General features: G+C 69.9%; 21 protein-coding genes and 1 tRNA gene. 6 read left to right on the top strand and 16 right to left on the bottom strand.

All coding sequences use genetic code 11. The annotated features are described in order from the left end of the window. Positions 1 to 20: 20 nt before the first annotated feature. Together coaD and ACRYRV_RS06785 are read right to left on the bottom strand one after the other, a co-directional pair. Positions 21 to 500: a pantetheine-phosphate adenylyltransferase gene (gene coaD, locus ACRYRV_RS06790; RefSeq protein ID WP_309636843.1), complete on the bottom strand. Its 480-nt coding sequence runs from the start codon at positions 498 to 500 to the stop codon at positions 21 to 23. Further along, the gene (locus ACRYRV_RS06785; RefSeq protein WP_444986198.1) at positions 500 to 2386 is read right to left on the bottom strand and encodes a beta-ketoacyl synthase; all 1887 of its coding nucleotides are present in this window, start codon (positions 2384 to 2386) and stop codon (positions 500 to 502) included. The genes coaD and ACRYRV_RS06785 overlap by 1 nt, the downstream gene beginning before the upstream one ends. A gap of 397 nt (positions 2387 to 2783) precedes the next feature. On the opposite strand from ACRYRV_RS06785, the gene ACRYRV_RS06780 reads away from it, so the two are divergent. Then, the gene (locus tag ACRYRV_RS06780) at positions 2784 to 2978 is read left to right on the top strand and encodes a hypothetical protein (RefSeq protein ID WP_444985571.1); all 195 of its coding nucleotides are present in this window, start codon (positions 2784 to 2786) and stop codon (positions 2976 to 2978) included. A 66-nt stretch (positions 2979 to 3044) separates the two neighbouring features. Here the strand turns inward: ACRYRV_RS06780 and ACRYRV_RS06775 are convergent, their stop codons facing one another. After that, entirely contained in the window at positions 3045 to 3908 is an 864-nt protein-coding gene (locus tag ACRYRV_RS06775; RefSeq protein ID WP_444985572.1) for a Tim44 domain-containing protein, read from the bottom strand. Positions 3909 to 4053: 145 nt separating this feature from the next. Here ACRYRV_RS06775 and ACRYRV_RS06770 point away from each other — a divergent pair, with 145 nt between their 5' ends. Beyond that, on the top strand, positions 4054 to 4629 hold the full coding sequence (locus ACRYRV_RS06770) for an isochorismatase family protein (RefSeq protein WP_444985573.1): 576 nt from the start codon (positions 4054 to 4056) through the stop codon (positions 4627 to 4629). 121 nt (positions 4630 to 4750) lie between these two features. Here ACRYRV_RS06770 and yaaA read toward each other — a convergent pair whose 3' ends face one another. Then, positions 4751 to 5530, bottom strand: coding sequence for a peroxide stress protein YaaA (gene yaaA, locus ACRYRV_RS06765; protein WP_309636846.1), 780 nt, complete (start codon positions 5528 to 5530; stop codon positions 4751 to 4753). 100 nt (positions 5531 to 5630) lie between these two features. Continuing rightward, positions 5631 to 6662 carry an NADP(H)-dependent aldo-keto reductase gene (locus ACRYRV_RS06760; protein WP_444985574.1) on the bottom strand — a complete coding sequence of 344 codons (1032 nt, stop codon included), beginning with the start codon at positions 6660 to 6662 and terminating at the stop codon, positions 5631 to 5633. A 253-nt stretch (positions 6663 to 6915) separates the two neighbouring features. On the opposite strand from ACRYRV_RS06760, the gene ACRYRV_RS06755 reads away from it, so the two are divergent. Both ACRYRV_RS06755 and ACRYRV_RS06750 read left to right on the top strand, forming a co-directional pair. Next, positions 6916 to 7431 (top strand): tetratricopeptide repeat protein, encoded by a 516-nt coding sequence (locus ACRYRV_RS06755; RefSeq protein WP_309636848.1) that lies wholly within the window; start codon positions 6916 to 6918, stop codon positions 7429 to 7431. A gap of 62 nt (positions 7432 to 7493) precedes the next feature. Next, a complete protein-coding gene (locus ACRYRV_RS06750; RefSeq protein WP_309636849.1) occupies positions 7494 to 7994 on the top strand; it encodes a hypothetical protein in 501 nt (166 codons plus the stop codon). Position 7995: 1 nt separating this feature from the next. Here the strand turns inward: ACRYRV_RS06750 and ACRYRV_RS06745 are convergent, their stop codons facing one another. From ACRYRV_RS06745 to ACRYRV_RS06710, 8 genes are all read right to left on the bottom strand, one after another. Beyond that, the gene (locus ACRYRV_RS06745; RefSeq protein WP_253448336.1) at positions 7996 to 8544 is read right to left on the bottom strand and encodes an LOG family protein; all 549 of its coding nucleotides are present in this window, start codon (positions 8542 to 8544) and stop codon (positions 7996 to 7998) included. Positions 8545 to 8668: 124 nt separating this feature from the next. Then, a complete protein-coding gene (locus ACRYRV_RS06740; RefSeq protein ID WP_301271085.1) occupies positions 8669 to 8791 on the bottom strand; it encodes a hypothetical protein in 123 nt (40 codons plus the stop codon). A gap of 29 nt (positions 8792 to 8820) precedes the next feature. Beyond that, positions 8821 to 9369 carry a DUF501 domain-containing protein gene (locus tag ACRYRV_RS06735; protein ID WP_444985575.1) on the bottom strand — a complete coding sequence of 183 codons (549 nt, stop codon included), beginning with the start codon at positions 9367 to 9369 and terminating at the stop codon, positions 8821 to 8823. Beyond that, positions 9341 to 9667, bottom strand: coding sequence for a hypothetical protein (locus ACRYRV_RS06730; protein WP_444985576.1), 327 nt, complete (start codon positions 9665 to 9667; stop codon positions 9341 to 9343). Before ACRYRV_RS06730 ends, ACRYRV_RS06735 begins: the two co-directional genes overlap by 29 nt. 82 nt (positions 9668 to 9749) lie before the next feature. Beyond that, a complete protein-coding gene (gene ybaK / locus ACRYRV_RS06725) occupies positions 9750 to 10220 on the bottom strand; it encodes a Cys-tRNA(Pro) deacylase (protein ID WP_444985577.1) in 471 nt (156 codons plus the stop codon). Further along, positions 10217 to 10624: an acyl-CoA thioesterase gene (locus ACRYRV_RS06720; RefSeq protein WP_444985578.1), complete on the bottom strand. Its 408-nt coding sequence runs from the start codon at positions 10622 to 10624 to the stop codon at positions 10217 to 10219. Before ACRYRV_RS06720 ends, ybaK begins: the two co-directional genes overlap by 4 nt. Before the next feature lie 89 nt (positions 10625 to 10713). Further along, positions 10714 to 11526, bottom strand: coding sequence for a hypothetical protein (locus tag ACRYRV_RS06715; RefSeq protein WP_444985579.1), 813 nt, complete (start codon positions 11524 to 11526; stop codon positions 10714 to 10716). 35 nt (positions 11527 to 11561) lie between these two features. Next, positions 11562 to 11996, bottom strand: a complete 435-nt coding sequence (locus ACRYRV_RS06710; RefSeq protein WP_253451941.1) for a hypothetical protein — start codon at positions 11994 to 11996, stop codon at positions 11562 to 11564. A 42-nt stretch (positions 11997 to 12038) separates the two neighbouring features. Here ACRYRV_RS06710 and ACRYRV_RS06705 point away from each other — a divergent pair, with 42 nt between their 5' ends. Beyond that, positions 12039 to 13247, top strand: a complete 1209-nt coding sequence (locus ACRYRV_RS06705) for a MalY/PatB family protein (RefSeq protein WP_444985580.1) — start codon at positions 12039 to 12041, stop codon at positions 13245 to 13247. A 1-nt stretch (position 13248) separates the two neighbouring features. Here ACRYRV_RS06705 and ACRYRV_RS06700 read toward each other — a convergent pair whose 3' ends face one another. Both ACRYRV_RS06700 and ACRYRV_RS06695 read right to left on the bottom strand, forming a co-directional pair. After that, positions 13249 to 14181, bottom strand: coding sequence for a tetratricopeptide repeat protein (locus tag ACRYRV_RS06700; protein WP_444985581.1), 933 nt, complete (start codon positions 14179 to 14181; stop codon positions 13249 to 13251). A gap of 152 nt (positions 14182 to 14333) precedes the next feature. Further along, positions 14334 to 14410, bottom strand: a tRNA-Met gene (locus ACRYRV_RS06695). Positions 14411 to 14596: 186 nt separating this feature from the next. Here ACRYRV_RS06695 and phbB point away from each other — a divergent pair. Beyond that, positions 14597 to 15343: an acetoacetyl-CoA reductase gene (phbB, locus tag ACRYRV_RS06690; RefSeq protein WP_253448361.1), complete on the top strand. Its 747-nt coding sequence runs from the start codon at positions 14597 to 14599 to the stop codon at positions 15341 to 15343. A gap of 111 nt (positions 15344 to 15454) precedes the next feature. Here phbB and ACRYRV_RS06685 read toward each other — a convergent pair whose 3' ends face one another. After that, positions 15455 to 18235 (bottom strand): DUF349 domain-containing protein, encoded by a 2781-nt coding sequence (locus ACRYRV_RS06685; RefSeq protein ID WP_444985582.1) that lies wholly within the window; start codon positions 18233 to 18235, stop codon positions 15455 to 15457. Positions 18236 to 18238: the final 3 nt, after the last annotated feature.

Below are 18238 nucleotides of genomic sequence, written 5' to 3'. Positions count from 1 at the left end.
CGCAAACCCGAGACGGCGGGTCAAGTATTGTAATGGCTCTTCAGCGCCGCGGCGACCCCGGGATGTACGTGCTGCGACACGTCGCCGCCCAGCTTGGCGATCTCGCGGATCAGGGTGGAGGAGATGTAGGAGTTCTCCACCGCAGGCGTCAGGAAGACGGTCTCGAGCTCGGGCATCTGGGCGCGGTTCATGTTGGCCAGCTGCAGCTCGTACTCGAAGTCCGAGACCGCCCGCAGGCCGCGCAGCAGGATACGTGCCTCCTGCTGCTTCATGAACTCGGTCATCAGCCCCGAGAAGCCGACGACCTCCACATTGTCCAGGCCGGCGACCACTTCCCTGGCCAGGGCGATCCGCGCTCCGAGCTCGAAGGCGGGCCCCTTGCCGGGGCTCGAGGCGATAGCGACCACCACCTTGTCGAAGAGCCGGGCGGCTCGCTCGATGAGGTCGAAGTGACCGTTGGTGATGGGGTCGAAGGTGCCGGGGTATACCGCGATGTTCATCAGTCTGCGTCCGAGAGTCGTCCGTAGGGGTTGTTCACCGCCAGCGAGACGGGGCGTGCGTAGCCGGGGATCTGCAGCTCGGTATCGCTCATGGTGAGCTCGGGGCCTTCCAGCACGCCTTCGCCGAAGCGGTAGCGCGCATCGAACTGGCCGCGATCTGCCTGACGGTGATAGCCGGCGGCGGCCTCGCGGGTCGCCTCCCGGCGGGCCTGCCAGGCGGCCACCGCCGTTTCACCGTGGCGAGCCGTCAGCAGCCGTTCGGTAACGGCGGGGGAGAGCACGACCCCGGTGGCGTTGTTGCCGCCGAAGCCCTTGGCGTTGATAAAGGCGGCATCCGCGTCGAAGGGCTGCGCCTCCCGGGAGAGCCGCAGGCGCTCGCCGTGGACGTCGTCGGCCACGGCGTCCAGGGTGCTGATGCCGGGCAGCAGGCCGTGGGCGAAGCTGCCCAGGGCGCTGGCGATCTGGTCGCCGGCGGCGCTGCCCTGGGAGTGGCCGACGAAGGCCTTCACCGCGACCACCGGCCAGGCGGTGATGCCGTAGGCGCGCGCCACCAGGTCGAAGACGTGGGATTCGGTGGTGCGGTTCTTGGGGGTGCTGGTGCCGTGGGCATGCAGGAAGGTGCGCTGGCGCAGCGCTTCCGCGCCCAGCATCTCCCGCACCAGGGAAGCAGCCTTGCCCAGGGTGATGTAGTTGCCGATGCCGGGGGCGGAGATGGAGCGTTTCCAGCCGTCGGCGTTGACGAAGACGCCGGGCACGCTGCCGAGTATCTCGGCGCCCACTTCCATGGCCAGGCTGTCGTCCATCAGCATCACGAACTGGCTGGATTCGGCGATGGTGAAGCCGCAGTTGCGGGCGAAGGGGCGGCAGGCGCGCTGATAGTCGGCGTCGGTGAGCAGGCTGAGGGCGTCCAGGGCCTTGAGGCTGTCGTCGTCGGCGAGCGCCCCCATGGCGCGGAAGCCCTCGATGATTTCCGGGGTGACCGGCGCATCCGCGGTGCCCACCATGACCACCCGGCGGCGACCGGCCTGGATGTCGTCGACTCCCAGGCGCAGGTTGTAGAGGAAGCTGGCGCAGGCGCCCAGCGCTGCGCCGGTGCCGCCCACGCTGCCCAGCACATAGGCGTTGAGGAAGTCGGCGGGCATCTGGCCGTAGCCCAGCGGCATCTGCTTGGAGGTGGCGCGGTTGCCGGAGACGAAGCTCTTGAGCAGGCCGCCCCAGCCCTCGTCGTCGAGCTGGCCGATGGAGTTGCCGGCATAGACGGCTACCTCGTCGGGGTCGAGGCGGTCGCGGAGGCTATCCCACTCCAGGCCGCTGTCGCCCAGGCAGTCGCTGGCGGCGAAGATCGCCATGGAGAGCCCGCGGGGGTGGTGCACGCTGCGGTAGAGCTGGCTCGGCTCGAAGCCCGTGGGCAGCTGGCCTGCGGCACGCACCTGGGCCGGGCGGCGTTCCGGTAGCATCACCTCCATCTCGCCGGCCGGTACCGTGACCTCCAGGGTCTGGCGATCGAGTTCGCTTACCTGCCAGGTGGGCGGCAGCGCTTCCGGCAGCTGGCGGCGGCGAATGCGGAAGGTCAGGGGAGCGTCCAGGGCCAGGTTGGCCCGACGGTTAGCGGGCAGGCCAGCCTCGTTGAAGCGCGGGTCCTCGATACGCCGGACCAGGGTGTGGTCGAGCACCTGCTGGCGGGTCAGGGCAACGATCTCGGTGGCGTCCAGGGCGTTGCCCTCGGCGTCGTGCCAGCTGCCGTCGTTGCCGACGCTGGCCAGGCGCATCATGGCCGCCAGCCCGAGCAGGGTGCGGGCCTGATCGTCGTCGGGCAGGGTGTCGAGCACGGTGCGTCGAAACGCCTGGTGGCCCGAGGTTCTGCCGGCAGGGTTCACGCCGCCCATGCCGACGATCACCGGTAAATGTGACAAGCCGGGTTCCTCGTTGTGCTGTTGGTGTCTACGAGTGGTGTCGAGTCGTTATAGGTATCAGGGCATGGATCATAGCACCCGCCCTGCGGCGGCGTCATGCGGCCGCCGCGGCTTGTCGAACGAGCCGGAATAAAACATTTGTTTGAATGTGCCGTCTGGCTATGCCAGGATAAAACGGCTGTTTGAGTCATACGAGTGGTCATGGGCGTGCCTCGCTGGGGGCGCGCCCTTTTTTTCGAGTCTGCTTCGAGTTTCCGGACGTTACATGGGGTTTCAGCTTCCAGTGGCGGACGGCCGGCGTCGCGGCTAGGGTAAGGAGTGGGTCGCCCCTGGCGGCTATTGATCGGAACCTTTCTCAGGAGGAGAAGAGATGACCCATGACGTGCTGAAGAAACTCGGACTGGCGCTGCTGGTGGGGCTGCTGACGGCGGGACTGGTGGGCTGCCAGGATGATCCTGGTCCCGCCGAAGAGGCCGGCCAGGAGATCGACGAGGCCATGGAAGACGCCGGCGAGGGCGTGGAGGAGATGGGCGAGTCGATCCAGGAGGCCGCCGAAGGCGACTGATCCTCGGTGTTTGCTCAAGGACCCATGACGAGAGAGGCCGGGCGCCAGCGCCCGGCCTCTCTGCGTTCACCCGTTCTGCTCGATGCCCTGGACGTACCAGGGGGCGTCGTCGCGCAGGTCCCGCACCAGGTGCCAGGTCTCGTTGAACTCGTTGTGCTCGCCGTTCTCGTCGAGGATGCCGTGGAAGATCACGGTGGCCTCGGCCTGCTTGCCGACCTCCTGCACCATGCCCAGCTCGGCAAACAGGCGCACCACTTCGGTGCGGTTGTTGGCCGGGTGCTTGTCACGCTCGGCGCGCAGCAGGTTGTAGAGCTCCGGCGTCACGTACTCCTGGATGCCGGAGAAGTCGTTGTTGTCCCAGGCCCGCTGCAGGGTCATGAAGTGCTCCTTGGCACCGCCCAGGAAGCGCTCACGGTCGAACCACTCCGGTTCGCTGGCGAAGGCGGCACCGCCTCCGACGGGAGCGTCGGCCTGGAAGGCCTGGGCGGTGGCGGCGGTCTCATGCCGGGGAGACGGCTCGGTGCGCGCCTGGGGCGCCGCGCCACCGGCGCCTGCGCCAGCACCGGCCATGGCGGCGCGGCGGCGCAGGAACCAGATCACCGCAAAGGCCAAGCCGGCGATCAGCAGGATATCCATCATGCGCAGCTCGTCGAAGGCGCCGCCGAAGAAGAGCGCGGCGAGCAGGCCGCCGGCGAGCAGGCCGCCCATCATACCGCCCATGCCGCCGCGGCGGGCGCCGGCGGCAGCGCCCTGCTGCTGGCCCTGGCTGGGGGTGGCCTGCTGCTGGCTGGGTGAAGAGGAGGGCCGGTCGGCGGAGCGGGAGAAGCTGCCGACGTTACCGCCGCCGCCCATGCGGCGGGCTTCGGCGAATTCGAGGGCCGGGCCGAGGGTAAAGAGGCCGACGACCAGCATGACCAGGAGGTGTCGCATCAGAGGGTCTCCAATGGTGAGTGATTCATTGTGATTGAGTGGTGAGGAGTCGAGTCGGTTCATTCTACCGGCTATGCTGGTGGCCACCACTACAAACCGACGTTGATAGCCGAAAACCGACAACGATAACGAAAGGAGTAACGCCATGCGCCTGACGCGAGAAGAGAGTCTGCTGCTGATCGTCGACCTGCAGGCGGGGCTGCTGCCGCTGATCGAACACGGCGACCAGGCGGTGACCGAGGCGGCCTGGCTGGGCGGCCTGGCCGAGTTCCTCGAGGTGCCGGTCTGGCTCACCGAGCAGTACCCGGAAGGGCTCGGCGGCAGCGAGCCGCGCCTGCTGGAGGCGCTGCCCGGCCACCGGCTGTGGCAGAAGCTGACCTTCGACGCCTGCGCCAACCCCGAGTTTTCGGCCGCCCTGGCCGAGAGCGGCCGGCGCCAGGTGGTGCTGTGCGGCACCGAGGCGCATATCTGCGTGATGCAGACGGGGCTCGGGCTGCTGGCAGCGGGCTATGAGGTCTACTGGCTGGTCGAGGCCTGCGCCAGCCGCCGCGCCGGCGAGGCGCGCCTGGCCCGGGAGCGCATGGTGCAGGCGGGAGCCGTGCCGGTCAGCGCCGACATGGTGGCCTACGAATGGCTGCACCGCTGCGACGACGAGCGCTTCAAGCAGGCCCACCGCCGCTTCCTCAAGGGGCGCTCGGCGCGGCCGCTGGTGTTTGCCTAGCGTGGTGGCCATTCCCCGGGGCCTACGCCCTCCATATCGCGCAGAATCTGCGCTCCTACGCCTCGGTGTGGGAGCCCGAGTGGTCGGCGATGGAGGGCGCGCTCTGTGCTCCTGAAGCGAGTCAGGCGGCGCCTTCCGGGCGGGTAAAGACCAGGGTGTCGCCCTCGCTCATGGCCGGGCTGTAGGCGTAGCCGGCGACGTTGAAGTCCTTGAGGTCCTCCGGGTCGTCCAGGCGCTCGCGGATCATCCAGGCCGCCATCAGGCCCCGGGCCTTCTTGGCGTAGAAGCTGATGATCTTGAGCTTGCCGTTCTTCTCGTCCTTGAAGACCGGAGTGATCACCCTGGCCTTGAGTGCCTTGGCGTCGATGGCCTTGAAGTACTCGTTGGAGGCGAGGTTGACCAGCACCGGGCTGCCGCTCTCGGCCACGGCGTCGTCGAGAGCCTGGGTCAGGGTGCCCTTCCAGAAGGCGTAGAGGTCCTTGCCCGCAGGGTTCTCGAGTCGGGTGCCCATCTCCAGGCGATAGGGCTGGATCAGGTCCAGGGGGCGCAGCAGGCCGTAGAGGCCGGAGAGGATGCGCAGGTGCGCCTGGGCGAAGGCGTTGTCGTCGTCGCCGAAGGTCTCGGCGGCGAGCCCCACATAGACGTCGCCCTGGAAGGCCTGGACGGCGGGCTTGGCGTTGTCGGCGGTGAAGGGCGTCTGCCACTCGCCGAAGCGGGCGGCGTTGAGGGCGGCCAGCTTGTCGCTGATGCCCATCAGCTCGCCGAGCCGCTGCGGCGAGTAGTCGCGCAGGATCTCGATCAGCTCGCGGCTGCGGTCGAGGTAGTCCGGCTGGGTATGGATGGCGGTGGTGGCCGGGGTCTCGAAGTCCAGCGACTTGGCGGGCGAGATCACGCTCAGCATGGGGGCGCTCCTGATCCGGTGGAAGTGCTATCGAGTATATCAAGAGCGCGGTACTCCCGGGGCTATGGCGTCGATAGCCCCGGGGCGAGGGGGCCGGACCTCAGGGGGCCGGGTTGGGCTGGCGCCGATGCACCGCCTCGATGGCCTCGAGCACCTCGCTGTCGAGCCGGAGCCCCTCGCTCTCCAGGTTGCTCTCGAGCTGCTCCATGCTGGTGGCGCCGATGATGTTGCTGGTCAGGAAGGGGCGCGAGTTGACGTAGGCGAGTGCCATCTGGGCCGGGTCCAGGCCGGCATCCCGGGCGATCTGCACGTACTCGGCGGCGGCGGCCTCGGCCTCGGGGTTGGTGTAGCGCTGGAAGCGCTCGTAGAGGGTCAGGCGCGCCCCCTCGGGGCGGGCGCCGCCCAGGTACTTGCCGGAGAGCACCCCGAAGGCCAGCGGCGAGTAGGCAAGCAGGCCCACCTGCTCGCGGTGGGCGATCTCGGCCAGCCCCACCTCGAAGGTGCGGTTGAGCAGGTTGTAGGGGTTCTGCACCGAGGCGACCCGGGGCAGACCCAGGGTCTCGGCCAGCTGCAGGGCGCGCATCACCCCCCAGGGGGTCTCGTTGGAGAGCCCGATGGCGCGCACCTTGCCGGCGTCCACCAGCTCCTTGAGGGCGGAGAGGCTCTCCTCCAGGTCGGTGCTCTGCTCCTCCTCGTCATGCTCGTAGCCGAGGCGGCCGAAGAAGTTGGTCTTCCGGTCCGGCCAGTGCAGCTGATAGAGGTCGACGTAGTCGGTCTGCAGGCGCTCGAGGCTCGCGTCGACGGCCCGGTGGAGCTGCTCGCGGCTCAGTCGTGGACCGCCGCGGATATGGTCGAGGCCCGGCCCCGCCGCCTTGGTGGCTATGATCACGTCGTCGCGGCTGCCGCGCTGCTTCAGCCAGCTGCCGATATAGGCCTCGGTGCGGCCCTGGGTCTCCGCCTTCGGCGGGACCGGATACATCTCGGCGGTATCGATGAAGTTGATGCCGAAGGCCACGGCGCGGTCGAGCTGCTCATGGGCCTCGGCCTCGCTGTTCTGTTCGCCGAAGGTCATGGTGCCGAGGCACAGGCGGCTGACCTCGATGCCGGTGGTGCCCAGCGGACGCGTCTGCATTCTCTCTTTCCTCTTGCCGGGGCCCTGAAGGGTAGGGGCATGGGGTAAATGCATGGAGTAAAGGCATGGTAGGGGAGGCCGGCGGGGGCGGCAAATCCCCCCGGGGTTGAGTCCCGGGCGGGGCGGGCGTATGCTGGCCGCCGCTTGCGCGCCCCAGGATTCCGGGGCGTTTTGCTTTCGCAGATGACAGACGCCGTGCACAGGGTGGTGCCGGGTGTCTCCACCTTGCGTCAACAGGACTCGGTTACTGGCCATGACACAGGCATCATCACTGTTCACCCGGCTCGAATACCGCCTGGCGGAGCAGCTCTTCCATACCCGCTGGCTGCCGCGCTCCCCGCGCACCCAGCGGCTGACCATGCACCTCTTCCAGCGCTGCGCCGAGGCCGGCCATCCGGCGGCGCTCTCGGTCTATGGCCATATGCTCTTCCACCGCGGCCTGACCCCCCAGGACAAGGCCCGCGGCGCCCGCTACGTGCTGGAGGCGGCCCAGGCCGGCGACCTGCGCGCCCAGTACCAGGCGGGCCAGATCCACGAGCACGGCTGCGCCCTCTATCCGCGTCGCGACGACCATGCGGTGACCTGGTATGCCCGGGCCGGGGAGGCGGGACACCCCCTGGCGGCCCAGCGCCTGGCCCGCGCCTACCGCGAGGGGCAGCTGGGGCTGCCGGTGGACGCCGAGCGCGCCGCCCACTGGCAGCGCCAGGCCGACCAGGCCTTCGATCTCGGCGAGGCGCTGGACAGCGGCGAAGCCGAGACGCGACACTAGCCCCTGGCCGCCGGCTGGCGGCGTCCCCTTTTCCCGTAACGGCCTCGAGGAGCCGCGCTTTCGTGACGCTACCGACACTGCTCGACATCGAGGCGTCCGGATTCGGGCGTGGCAGCTACCCCATCGAGGTCGGCCTGGCCCGGCCCGACGGCAGCCATTGCGCCTTCCTGATCCAGCCCCTGCCCGAGTGGACCCACTGGGATCCCAAGGCGGAGCTGCTGCACGGCATCAGTCGCGCGCGGCTTCGGCGCGAGGGGCATCCGGTGGTTCAGGTGGCGCGCTGGCTCAACGATGAGCTGGGCGAGATCGGCATCTGCTACAGCGACAGCTGGGGCTACGACAACACCTGGCTGTCGCTGCTCTTCCATCACGCCGGCATGCTGCCGGCCTTTCGGCTCGAGGCGCTGCGCCTGCTGCTCAGCGAGAGCCAGCTGGCGCTCTGGAAGCAGACCAAGGAGGCGCTGATCGAGGAGCTGGGCATCTGCCGGCATCGCGCCGGGGAGGATGCCCGGCTGCTGCAGCTCACCTATCAGCGTACCCGGGAGCTGACCGGCCAGGCGTGACTCATCGGCCCAGCCGGGCCTCCAGCAGGTCCAGCAGCTCCGCCGGCTCGGCGGCATCCAGCAGCTCGTCGCGGGTATGGGCGTTGAGGAAGCCGTGTTCCACGGTGCTGTCGAGGAACTCCAGCAGCGGGCGGTAGAAGCCGTCACAGTCGAGCACGCCGATGGGCTTGTCGTGCAGCCCCAGGTAGTGCCAGGTCCAGGCCTCGAAGAACTCCTCCAGGGTGCCGATGCCGCCCGGCAGCACGATAAAGGCGTCGGCGTGGGCGGCCAGGCTGGACTTGCGCTCGTGCATGTTACGCACCCGAATCAGCTCGGTCAGCCCGTGGTGGGCCTGCTCCCTTGCCACCAGGTGGTCCGGCATCACGCCGATCACCTCGCCCCCCGCGGCCATGGCGGCATCCGCCATGGCCCCCATCAGGCCGATACGGGCGCCACCGTAGACCAGGGTATGGCCGCGGCCGGCCAGCTCGCGGCCCAGGCAACGGGCCGTTTCGATGAAGCGCGGGTCGTTGCCTTCCCTCGCCCCCAGATAGACACAGAATCTCGGCATGCTCTTCTCCTTGGCGGGTGCCCTATCCTCGCCTCGCGAGGGGGTGGTCGCAAGTCCTGCGGGGCGCTCCAGAACGCCGAAGGGCGCCATGATGGCGCCCTTCGTGGCGGTCTGCCGCGGCGGCTCAGCGTGCGCCTTCGGCGTCGCGCTTGATGGCCTGGCGCAGCAGCTTGATGCCGACGCCGGTGATCACGATCATGCTGGCGATCAGGACGAGACTGGCAACCACATGGGTATCAAGGTACATCGGGGGCTCCTTGGTCGGTGCACTGTGGGTCAGGGGGGGGAAAGGGGGCGAGCACCGCCGGGCAGGCAGTCGGCCACGCCGTACTCGGCGTCCATCCACCGGCCGATGACGTTGTCACCGCACAGGTGGTGGGCGTACTGGGTGTGCAGGCAGCGGACCTGATCCCAGTTGGCGATACCGCCGATGCCGCGCTCGGTCAGCACGCCATCATAGCCCAGCCGCATTACCTCAGCCTTTTGTGCCTCGCTCATATGGCGCCAGCGGGCGGCCACATAGTCGCGGTGGCTGGCATGGTAGGCGGCGAGAAACTCGGGCTCCTCCTGCAGGCGGGCCTCGAGCCGCTTGATCACGCCGACCGCCTCTATGCGCGAGATCTCCACCTTGAGCCGCTCCGAGCAGAGCCAGTAGAGGGTCGGAAAGGGCCTGCCGTCGACGATGGGCGCCATGCGCAGCACCAGCGGGGTGCCCTCGTGGTCGGTAGCCGCCACGGCCTCGAGGCCGCGGGGCGCGCGGCCCAGCTGGGCGGTGATGATCGCCAGCTGGCGCTCGTCAGGGGTCTGATCGGTGCGGATCACCATCGTCTGGGTCCCGTAGAAACTTGTTGGACTGGCCGACGGCCAGGAAGAAGGCGCGATTGAGCTGCTCGGGGGTGGCCACATAGCGCCACTTCCGCTCGCAGTACTCCGCCGCCCGGGCCATCAGCACGTCATAGAGTCGATTGAACGGGGCATCATAATCGTAGGGGTCGGCGCCGAACAAGCGGATGTGGGGATAGTCGGCGAAGCGCTCGACGAAGTAGCGGATCAGGTCTGCCTCCACGGCGCGGTGGCGGGCGACGTTGTCGGGATCCAGCCAGAGGGTGTAGCGGATGGCCATGCCGGGCTCCTTCAGGGTGGGTGGCCGGCGCTGCCGGAAACGGGGGTGTCTGGGGGTGAGACAGGCGCCGCGGCCATTCGGCTCAGCGCCGGGCCAGCGGCGTCAGTCGGGCGCCGGTGAGGCGCATCAGGTCGGCGGGAGCCAGACGGATCTCCAGGCCGCGGCGACCGCCGCTGACGTTGAGGGCCGGCAGCGCCTCGGCGCTTTCGTCCAGGAAGGTCGGCAGCCGACGCTTCTGGCCCAGGGGGCTGATGCCCCCCACCAGGTAGCCGGTGGCGCGCTGGGCCTCCGCGGACTCGGCCATGACGGCTCGTCGGGCCCCGGCAGCGCGGGCCAGGGCCTTGAGGTCAAGCTGGCCCGATACCGGCACGATGGCCACCGCCAGGCGGCCGTCATCGAGCTTGGCGAGCAGGGTCTTGAACACCTCGTCGGGGGAGAGACCCAGGGCGCGAGCGGCCTCCTCGCCGTAGGCGGGGCTGCGCGGGTCATGGGCGTACTCGGCCAGGGTGAAGGCGATGCCGGCCTTCTCCAGCTGCTTGATGGCAGGGGTCATGCGGCGACCGGCTCCTCCCGGAGGTGGGCCTCCAGGGCCTCGCGCAGCTCGCCCTCGATGGGGACGGCCTTCTTGGCCTCATGGTCGAAGTGGACCATCACGGTGCGTCCCAGGTTGGTCATCTGTCCCTCCTGATGGGCCTCCTGGGTCACCGTGAAGGAGCTGTTGCCGAGCCGCGAGACATAGGTGCGGATTTCGATATTGCTGCCGTACTGCAGCTCGGCGCGGTACTCCACCTCCATCCGGGCCATGATCAGGCGCCACCGGCGAGGGTCCAGGTCCGGGGTGAAGAGCCGGAAGAGGTCGTTGCGGGCCAGCTCGAACCAGGCCGGCAGGCGAGTGTTGTTGATATGGCCCAGGGCGTCGGTGTCGTAGAAGGCGGGCTCGACGGTGCGGGTGAACATGGCGGGGCGCTCCTCGTTGTTGTCGTCCGGGTTGTCGTTCCGGCTGCAGTGATCCGGGCAGGTTAGCTTTGCCCCAAGCAAGCGCTCGGTCAAGCTTCGGCGGTGCGCCGCCCCTGTCGCCACGCCTGCAGCCGGGTCCAGCCCAGCAGCCAGAGGGTGGCCACGGCGAAGCCGGCCAGGGTGCCGAGGCCAAGCCCGAGCACGGGGTAGGCCAGCGATACGCAGAGGGTGTAGCTGAGCAGGGAGCCGAGCCCCGCCGGGTAGTGCTTGATCACGGTAGCCACCGGGCCGGGGCCGTGGGTCAGGTGCAGGATCACCAGGAAGGGGTACATGGTGACCGGGAAGGCAGCCATCACGCCGGCCCAGGCCGCCGGCAGGACGTGGGCGAGGCCGGTGATCACGAAGATGATGGCGGCGGCGAGCAGGGCGCGCACGCCCAGCGCTGCCCAGGAGAAGCGTCCCCCGGGGCGAGCCTGGCTCTCAGGCACCCGCCGGTAGAGCCAGGTGAAGAGCAGGATGGCGGCCAGGGTCGTCAGGGTGCCGGTCAGGCGGTCAAACTCCACCCGGGTGAGCAGCAGGCTCACCGCCAGGAAGGCGGCCAGGCCCGCCGCGGTGCCGGCCAGCACCCCGGGCAGGCCCGGGCGGCGCCCCGCCAGCAGGTAGCCGCCGCCCAGCGCCAGGGTGGCGGTGAAGCCGGCCAGGGTATGCACGGCGCTCTCGGCGGCAAACCCGGTGGAGAGCTCCAGGCCGATGAAGAAGAGCGCGATGGCGGTGCCCAGGGGATAGCCGGCCAGCAGGCCGGCGACGCGGGGGCTGACGCGCACGGCGATGGCGCCGAGGCCCAGCACCATGCCGATCGATACCGCCAGCTTGGCCAGCTGCCAGCTCAGGGGAACGTCCATCCTGTCTTCCTTGTGTGGTCGTGTAGGGCCGGGAGTCAGATCAGCCGCAGGCCCTGGCGGTCGTGCCAGGCGGCCTTGAGAGCGGCGGCCAGGGGCTCGCGCAGGTGGTCCGGCAGAGCGGCGTGTGCGCTCTGGTGGTCGGCGAAGTCGCGGTTGCGCAGCCAGCAGTAGGCCCAGGCGCAGGCCTCGTCGTCGCCTCGGGGCTTGGGCCGTGCCGGCATCTGGATCAGCAGGAAGGCGGCGGTGCGGGCCGCCCAGAGCGGCACGTCGTCGCCGGCCTCCGGGGCGCTCCAGGCGTCAAGGGTCGCCCCCTCCGGGGTCGCCGCCGGTTGCCCCAGGCCGGCCACGCGGGCGGTCTCGGCCAGGATCAGCGCCAGGCGGTCGGGCTCGCCCTGGCCCAGGGCGAGCCACTGGCCGATCAGGGCGGGCAGGCCGCGGCGTACCTTGGCATAGAAGTCATCCTGGGGCATCGTCTTGGTCATCAGTGATCCCGATCATCGAGGAGTAAGCGCATGGCCTTCGATTTTGCCACGCCCGTGGAGCGGCGGCACCCCGGCGCTGGCCTGCAACACGGTGGGCCGTCCAACTGGCCGTCCAACTGGCCGTCCCAGAAGTGGCACCGCTACGGCGAGGAGGTGCTGCCGCTGTGGGTCGCCGACATGGACTTCATCTCGCCCCCGGCGGTGCTCGAGGCGCTGCGCGCCCGGGTCGATCACGGGGTGTTCGGCTACGGCCTGGTGCCGGACTCCCTGCGCGAGACCCTCTGCGCCTGGAGCGAGCGCCACTACGGCTGGCCCATCGAGCCTGACTGGCAGCTGTGGCTCCCCGGGGTGGTGCCGGCCCTGCATCTGGCCAGCCTGGCGCTGACCGAGCCGGGGGATGGCGTGCTGACGGTGACGCCCATCTATCCGCCCTTCCTGCGGGTAGCCGAGCGCACCGGGCGCACGCCCCAGCAGGCCGCCATGGCCGAGCCCGAGGCGCCCGGCGAGCCCTGGCGGCTCGACCTCGAGGCGCTGGAGGCGGCGATCACCCCGCGCACCCGGCTGCTGCTCTGGTGCCACCCCCACAACCCCACCGGGCGGGTCTGGCGTCGCGACGAGCTGGCCGGCCTGGCCGAGCTGGTCGAGCGCCACGGCCTGTACGTGGCCTCCGATGAGCTGCACTGCGACCTGCTGCTGGAGGAGGGGGCGCGCCATGTGCCGCTGGCGGTGGCCTTTCCGGAGCTTGCCGCGCGCACCCTGACCCTCTGGGCCCCCTCCAAGACCTTCAACCTGGCCGGGCTCACCACCGCCTGCGCGGTGATTCCCGACGCGACCCTGCGGCGGCGCTTTGCCGCCGCGATCAAGGGGCTGGTGCCGGACGGCAACGTGCTGGGGCTGGTGGCGGCCGAGGCGGCCTACGGCCAGGGAGACCCCTGGCGCCAGGCGCTGCTCGAGGTGCTGCGCAACCATCGCCGGGCCCTGGCGGAGCGGGTGGCCCGCTGGCCGGGCGTCACGATGAGCGCGCCCGAGTCCACCTACCTGGCCTGGCTGGACCTGCGGCGGGCGCCGGCGCTGGCCGGTGCGGCCTCGCCCCAGCGGGCGCTGTTGGAGCGCGCCGGGGTGGCGCTCTCCGACGGTGCCGACTTCGGCTGGCCTGGGTTCGCCCGGCTCAACTTCGGCACCACGGCGACCCAGCTGGAGGCCGCCCTGGCGAGGCTGGATGGCGTGCTGGGCGGGTAGCTCAGTAGAGCAGGGCGAACAGCCTGCGGCGGTAGGTGACCGTCAGCGGGTGGTCGGCGCCCAGGGCGTCGAAGACCCGCAGCAGGGTCTTGCGGGCGGCATCGTCGCCCCAGGCGCGGTCGGCCTTCATCAGCGCCAGCAGGGCCTCGAGGCCCGTCTCGTAGTCGCCGTCGGCGACGCTGCGCAGGGCGCGCAGGTACTGAGCCTCGCTGTCGTCGCGATCGCCCAGGGCGGCCAGCGCCTCGGCGTCGGGGGCCTCCTCGCCGAACTCGATGCTGGCGCGCACCCCGCGGGCCGGCGCGGCGTCGCGCTCCTCCGGGGGTAGATTGTCGAGCAGGGCGCGGGCGTCGGCGGCGCGACCCTCGGCCACCAGGGCCCGGGCCAGCTCCACCTGGTAGGGGTAGTGCTGGGGGTTCTGCTGCGCGAGCTCTTCGTAGAGGGCCCGGGCCGTGGCGGCATCGCCGGCGGCCAGCGCCTCGGCGGCCTGCTCCTCGGGGCTGGCCGGGGCATCTTCGGGAGCCGGGAAGTAGCGGCCCAGCCATTCGCGGATCTGCTTCTCGGGCAGGGCGCCCTGGAAGTGGTCGACCAGCCCGCCCTGGCTGATCAGCTTGACGTCCGGGACCGAGCGCACGCCGAGCTGGGCGGCGATCTCCTGATTCTCGTCGATGTTGAGCTTGGCCAGCAGGAAGGTCCCGCGATATTCACGGGCCAGCTTCTCCAGCACCGGCATCAGGTTCTTGCAGGGCTCGCACCAGGGCGCCCAGCAGTCGAGCAGCACCGGCACCTGCATGGAGAGCTCCAGCACCTGCTGGATATTGCCGGCGTCGACGTCGAAGATCACCTCGGGCATCGAGGCGTCGGCGGCCTGGGCGGCTTCGCTGGTGGGGGTGTCGGCGGCGAGAGGTTCGCCGGTGCGCGGATCGACGATGGGCATGTTCGGGGTTCCCGGGATCGAGTGGATTTGTCCACGAGATGCGGGTGACGAGGGCGGGATTCAAGGGGGCGTGTGGAAATCGGGAGGGAGTCGACGAGGAAAAACGCCAACGAAAAAGCCGGCTCCCTGAGGAACCGGCTTCTTGCGATATTTGGTAGCGGGGACCGGATTTGAACCGATGACCTTCGGGTTATGAGCCCGACGAGCTACCAGACTGCTCCACCCCGCATCAATGTGAAGCATATGATACAGGACTTACCCCTTTAGTCAAGAGGCGTGTTCAAGCGCTCGTCCCGGCAGCGGTTCCTGGTCCATACTGGGTTGGGTTGTCATCAAACTGGCAACGTTCCACAGTACAATTGGTGACCCGGCCCAGCCGGTCGGGCACAGCGTCATGACAATCAGGGAGGTTACAATGGCCAACAACGCAATCGTTGCTTGGGTGACCGGGGGAACCGGCGGGATCGGCAGTGCAATCTGCCGCTCACTGGCCGATGAGGGCTATCAGGTGGTCGCCGGCTACCATAACCCCGAGAAGGCCAAGAGCTGGCTCGAAGCCCAGAAGGCGGATGGCTACAGCAACATCGATATCGCCGGCGTCGACCTGGTGGACTACGAGGCCTGCGTCAGCGGTGTCAAGGAGATCGAGGCCAAGCACGGCCCAATCGGGGTGCTGGTCAACTGTGCGGGCATCACCCGCGACGGCACCATGAAGAAGATGACGCCCGAGCAGTGGCACGAGGTCATCGACACCAACCTCAACAGCGTCTTCAACACCTGCCGCAGCGTGCTCGATTCCATGCTGGAGAAGCAGTACGGCCGGATCATCAACATCTCCTCCATCAACGGCCGCAAGGGCCAGTTCGGCCAGGTGAACTACTCGGCCGCCAAGGCGGGCATGCACGGCCTGACCATGGCGCTGGCCCAGGAGACCGCCACCAAGGGCATCACCGTGAACACCGTGTCACCGGGCTACATTGCCACCGATATGATCATGAAGATCCCCGAGAAGGTGCGCGAGTCCATCCGCGAGACCATCCCGGTCAAGCGCTACGGCAAGCCGGAGGAGATCGGTCGCCTGGTGGCCTACCTGGCCCACGAGGAGTCCGGTTTCATCACCGGTGCCAACATCGACATCAACGGCGGCCAGTTCATGGGCTGATCGTCCGGCTCTCTGCCTCCCTGGCCACCGATCGGCCAGGGAGCAGCCGCCATCCCGGAAGCGCGAGGTGACCCCTCGCGCTTCTGTTGTTCTGGCCTAAGGGTTCTGGCCTCAGGGCGGCGGCAGGCGGGTCAGGCGCTCCAGCATGCGGTCGAGCTCGCCCACCTCACGGCTCCACAGTTCGGGGGGCACCGGCCCCGTGGCCAGCAGGTCACGCAGTACGCCATGCACCTCCTCGGCCCGGGAGAGCTCGCGGCCGAGGTTCTCGTTGAGGCGCTCTACCTGGATCGCCAGGCGAAGCGGCTCGTCTCGATGGCTGACGCTGCCCACCGCCAGCAGCGAGAGGTGCACGCGTACCCGGGCCAGGCGCTCTTCCACCTCATCAACGCCCGGTGGATCCTGGCGGGCCGCATTGCGCCTCCGGTGGGCGCTACGCATGTCGTCGTCCAGGGTGAGGCCTTCCGGCAGCGGTACCTCGCCCGGGGGGCCTCCACCCAGTCGCTCGGCATCGGCCTTCAGGTGGGCGAGCAGCAGCGGCTGGGTATCGCGCCAGGCCCGGACCTCCTCGATCACGGCGAGGCGCTCCAGGCGTTCGCGACGCGCACGAATGATGCCCGACCAGCGGCGCCGCATGCCCTCGGTGCGGCGGCCGCCGGGGAGTGGCTCCAGCGAGGCCGCTTCGGCGATGGCGGCGCCGAGCGTCGCTTCGTCGCCGCTGCCGGCCGGCTGCCAGGCATCCAGGCGGTCGATCAGCGCCTGCATGGCATCGAGGCGCTCCCGAGCCTGTCGGGCACGGCTGTCTCGCTCGGCCTCGCGGGAGGCGAAGACCTGGTCGCACAGGTGGCGAAACTCTCGCCATAGCGCCTGCTCCTCCCCCCTGGGTGCCCGGCCCAGCTCGCGCCATTGGCGCTGCAGGGCCTTGACCTGCTCGGCGCGGCGCGCCGGTGGCCCCTCCCGGGCGAGCAGGCCGCGGGCCTGCTCGATAAGCTCGCGTTTGGCTTCGGCGATCTCCCGGGCGCGGCCGTCGATCAGCGCCTGGAGGGCGTGGCGGATGCGCCCGAAGCGGCGGCCGATGGCCTCGGCCCGGTCACGGGGTACCGGTGAGGCGCGTCGCCACTGGTCCCGGGCACGGTCGCGGATCTCGCGCAGGGCATCGGGGTCGGCGCTTTCCGCCGGCTGGGCAAGCAGGGTCTCGAGCTGCTCGCAGAGGGCTTCTCGGGTGGCCAGGTTGGCCTGGCGCTCCTCGTCGAGCCGGGTGCGCCAGGGGGTCAGCCGCTCATGAATACGGTCGGAGGCGGCGCGGAAGCGGGTCGCCAGCTCGCGGTTGGCGGCGGCGTCGCCCAGTGCCTTCCACTCCTTGATCAGCTGGCGGTGGCGGCGGTCCAGCGGCGCATCGGCCACGCTCTGGTCGTCGGCGAGGGCCTCGATGGCCTGAAGCAGCTGGTCGCGCTTGGGGCCGGCGACAAAGCTGCGCCAGTCGCGCAGCTCGGCCAGCCTGGCGCCGAGCTGCCTGAGGCGCGCTTCATGGGGGCGGCGGCTGGCGGGGGCGAGCGACTCGGCGGCCTGGCGCAGGCGCTGATGGAGACGGCTGGCGCCCTTGAAGGCGCCTCGCTCCAGCAGCTGCTCCAGTTCATCCAGTTCCTTGCCCAGGCGAGCGGCCTGCTCGTCCTCGTCCTCATGGCGGGTCTCGGGTCGCGCCAGCTGCCGGCGTGCCCGCTGCAGCAGCGGAGTCGGGGGGAGGTCCTCGGGCCACTCCAGGGCCTCCACCAGGGCGGTGAGGCGTTCGTCGTCGCCGTCGGTCAGGGCGCGCTGAAGCTCCGTGCTGCGCTCATCGAAACGTACCCAGCTCTGGCTGACCCGGTCGAAGCGTTGGCGAGCCGCATCGTAGCGATGGCGCAGCTGCTCATCGGCCAGGTGGTGGTCGGAGAAGGCCTGCCAGCGGTGCGCCAGCAGCTGCTTCTGGGCGCGCAGGCTGGCGATATCCTGGGCGGTGACCACGTCGCTGCGGGCCAGGGCGTCGAGACCCTCCTCGAGGGCCTCGACCAGGGCCTCGCGGGCCTGGTCGGCGCTCTCGCGGCGTGCCTCGGCGGCCTCGCTGGCACGCTGCTGGGCCTCATGGTCGCCGACCACCTTGCGACAGCGCAGGCAGGCGTCCTGGTAGCGCCGCTCCTGGGTGGCGTCGGGCTGGTCCTTGAGGGAGGCCCACTCCCGCATCAGGTGGCGAAAGCGGCCGGCATAGAGGGGCTCCCAGGGGGCGGCAGCATGCCGTTCCAGGTCGCTCAGCAGCGCCTCGCGCTGCTCTCGGGCGGCGGCCAGCTCCGCGGCATCGGCGCGCAGCCGGTTCAGGCGCTCCCGGGCCTGGCGCATCACCTGGCGGTCGCGGCGGGCCTCCTGGGCCAGCCGGGCCAGCCCCTCCTCACTCTCTACCCTGGCAGCGGCGGCATGGCGCACCGCGGCGATGCCGTTGTCGCAGGCCTGGCGGATCAGCGCCTGTTCGTCCTGGAGCCTGGCCAGGGCGGCCAGGCGCAGCTGCTGGTTGTCGCCGTTCAGGCAGAGCTCGGCCAGCAGGGCGGGGGCCTCGATTCGCTCGACCAGGGCGATTCGCTGGTCCAGCTCCGTGCTTCCCTCCCGTCCGGCCAGCAGGGCCACCAGGCGCTGGGTGAGCTCACGGGAGGCGCCGCCGTCCTGGTAGAGCCCCAGCAGGGTTTCGGGGCTATCCAGATGGCTCAGGGCGGCGGCGCGCACCTCGGGGGCCTCGTCATGGACGAGCCGCTCCAGGGCCTGGCGGTGGTCGTCACGGCTGGCGTCGAGGCGCGCAGCGGCCTGGCAGCGTACTCGAGGGTCGGGGTGCTGCCAGCGGGGAGCGAAGAGGCGACGAAAGAGTCCGGACATGGG

The organism is Halomonas mongoliensis (assembly GCF_052496345.1).
This window is presented reverse-complemented; position numbering and strand designations above follow the sequence as displayed.

Bases quoted from the DNA above. Each gene is read 5' to 3' on its own strand.
- coaD (WP_309636843.1), bottom strand. From the start codon at position 500: ATGAACATCGCGGTATACCCCGGCACCTTCGACCCCATCACCAACGGT.
- ACRYRV_RS06785 (WP_444986198.1), bottom strand. From the start codon at position 2,386: ATGGGCGGCGTGAACCCTGCCGGCAGAACCTCGGGCCACCAGGCGTTT.
- ACRYRV_RS06780 (WP_444985571.1), top strand. From the start codon at position 2,784: ATGACCCATGACGTGCTGAAGAAACTCGGACTGGCGCTGCTGGTGGGG.
- ACRYRV_RS06775 (WP_444985572.1), bottom strand. From the start codon at position 3,908: ATGCGACACCTCCTGGTCATGCTGGTCGTCGGCCTCTTTACCCTCGGC.
- ACRYRV_RS06770 (WP_444985573.1), top strand. From the start codon at position 4,054: ATGCGCCTGACGCGAGAAGAGAGTCTGCTGCTGATCGTCGACCTGCAG.
- yaaA (WP_309636846.1), bottom strand. From the start codon at position 5,530: ATGCTGAGCGTGATCTCGCCCGCCAAGTCGCTGGACTTCGAGACCCCG.
- ACRYRV_RS06760 (WP_444985574.1), bottom strand. From the start codon at position 6,662: ATGCAGACGCGTCCGCTGGGCACCACCGGCATCGAGGTCAGCCGCCTG.
- ACRYRV_RS06755 (WP_309636848.1), top strand. From the start codon at position 6,916: ATGACACAGGCATCATCACTGTTCACCCGGCTCGAATACCGCCTGGCG.
- ACRYRV_RS06745 (WP_253448336.1), bottom strand. From the start codon at position 8,544: ATGCCGAGATTCTGTGTCTATCTGGGGGCGAGGGAAGGCAACGACCCG.
- ACRYRV_RS06740 (WP_301271085.1), bottom strand. From the start codon at position 8,791: ATGTACCTTGATACCCATGTGGTTGCCAGTCTCGTCCTGATCGCCAGC.
- ACRYRV_RS06735 (WP_444985575.1), bottom strand. From the start codon at position 9,369: ATGGTGATCCGCACCGATCAGACCCCTGACGAGCGCCAGCTGGCGATC.
- ACRYRV_RS06730 (WP_444985576.1), bottom strand. From the start codon at position 9,667: ATGGCCATCCGCTACACCCTCTGGCTGGATCCCGACAACGTCGCCCGC.
- ybaK (WP_444985577.1), bottom strand. From the start codon at position 10,220: ATGACCCCTGCCATCAAGCAGCTGGAGAAGGCCGGCATCGCCTTCACC.
- ACRYRV_RS06720 (WP_444985578.1), bottom strand. From the start codon at position 10,624: ATGTTCACCCGCACCGTCGAGCCCGCCTTCTACGACACCGACGCCCTG.
- ACRYRV_RS06715 (WP_444985579.1), bottom strand. From the start codon at position 11,526: ATGGACGTTCCCCTGAGCTGGCAGCTGGCCAAGCTGGCGGTATCGATC.
- ACRYRV_RS06710 (WP_253451941.1), bottom strand. From the start codon at position 11,996: ATGCCCCAGGATGACTTCTATGCCAAGGTACGCCGCGGCCTGCCCGCC.
- ACRYRV_RS06705 (WP_444985580.1), top strand. From the start codon at position 12,039: ATGGCCTTCGATTTTGCCACGCCCGTGGAGCGGCGGCACCCCGGCGCT.
- ACRYRV_RS06700 (WP_444985581.1), bottom strand. From the start codon at position 14,181: ATGCCCATCGTCGATCCGCGCACCGGCGAACCTCTCGCCGCCGACACC.
- phbB (WP_253448361.1), top strand. From the start codon at position 14,597: ATGGCCAACAACGCAATCGTTGCTTGGGTGACCGGGGGAACCGGCGGG.
- ACRYRV_RS06685 (WP_444985582.1), bottom strand. From the start codon at position 18,235: ATGTCCGGACTCTTTCGTCGCCTCTTCGCTCCCCGCTGGCAGCACCCC.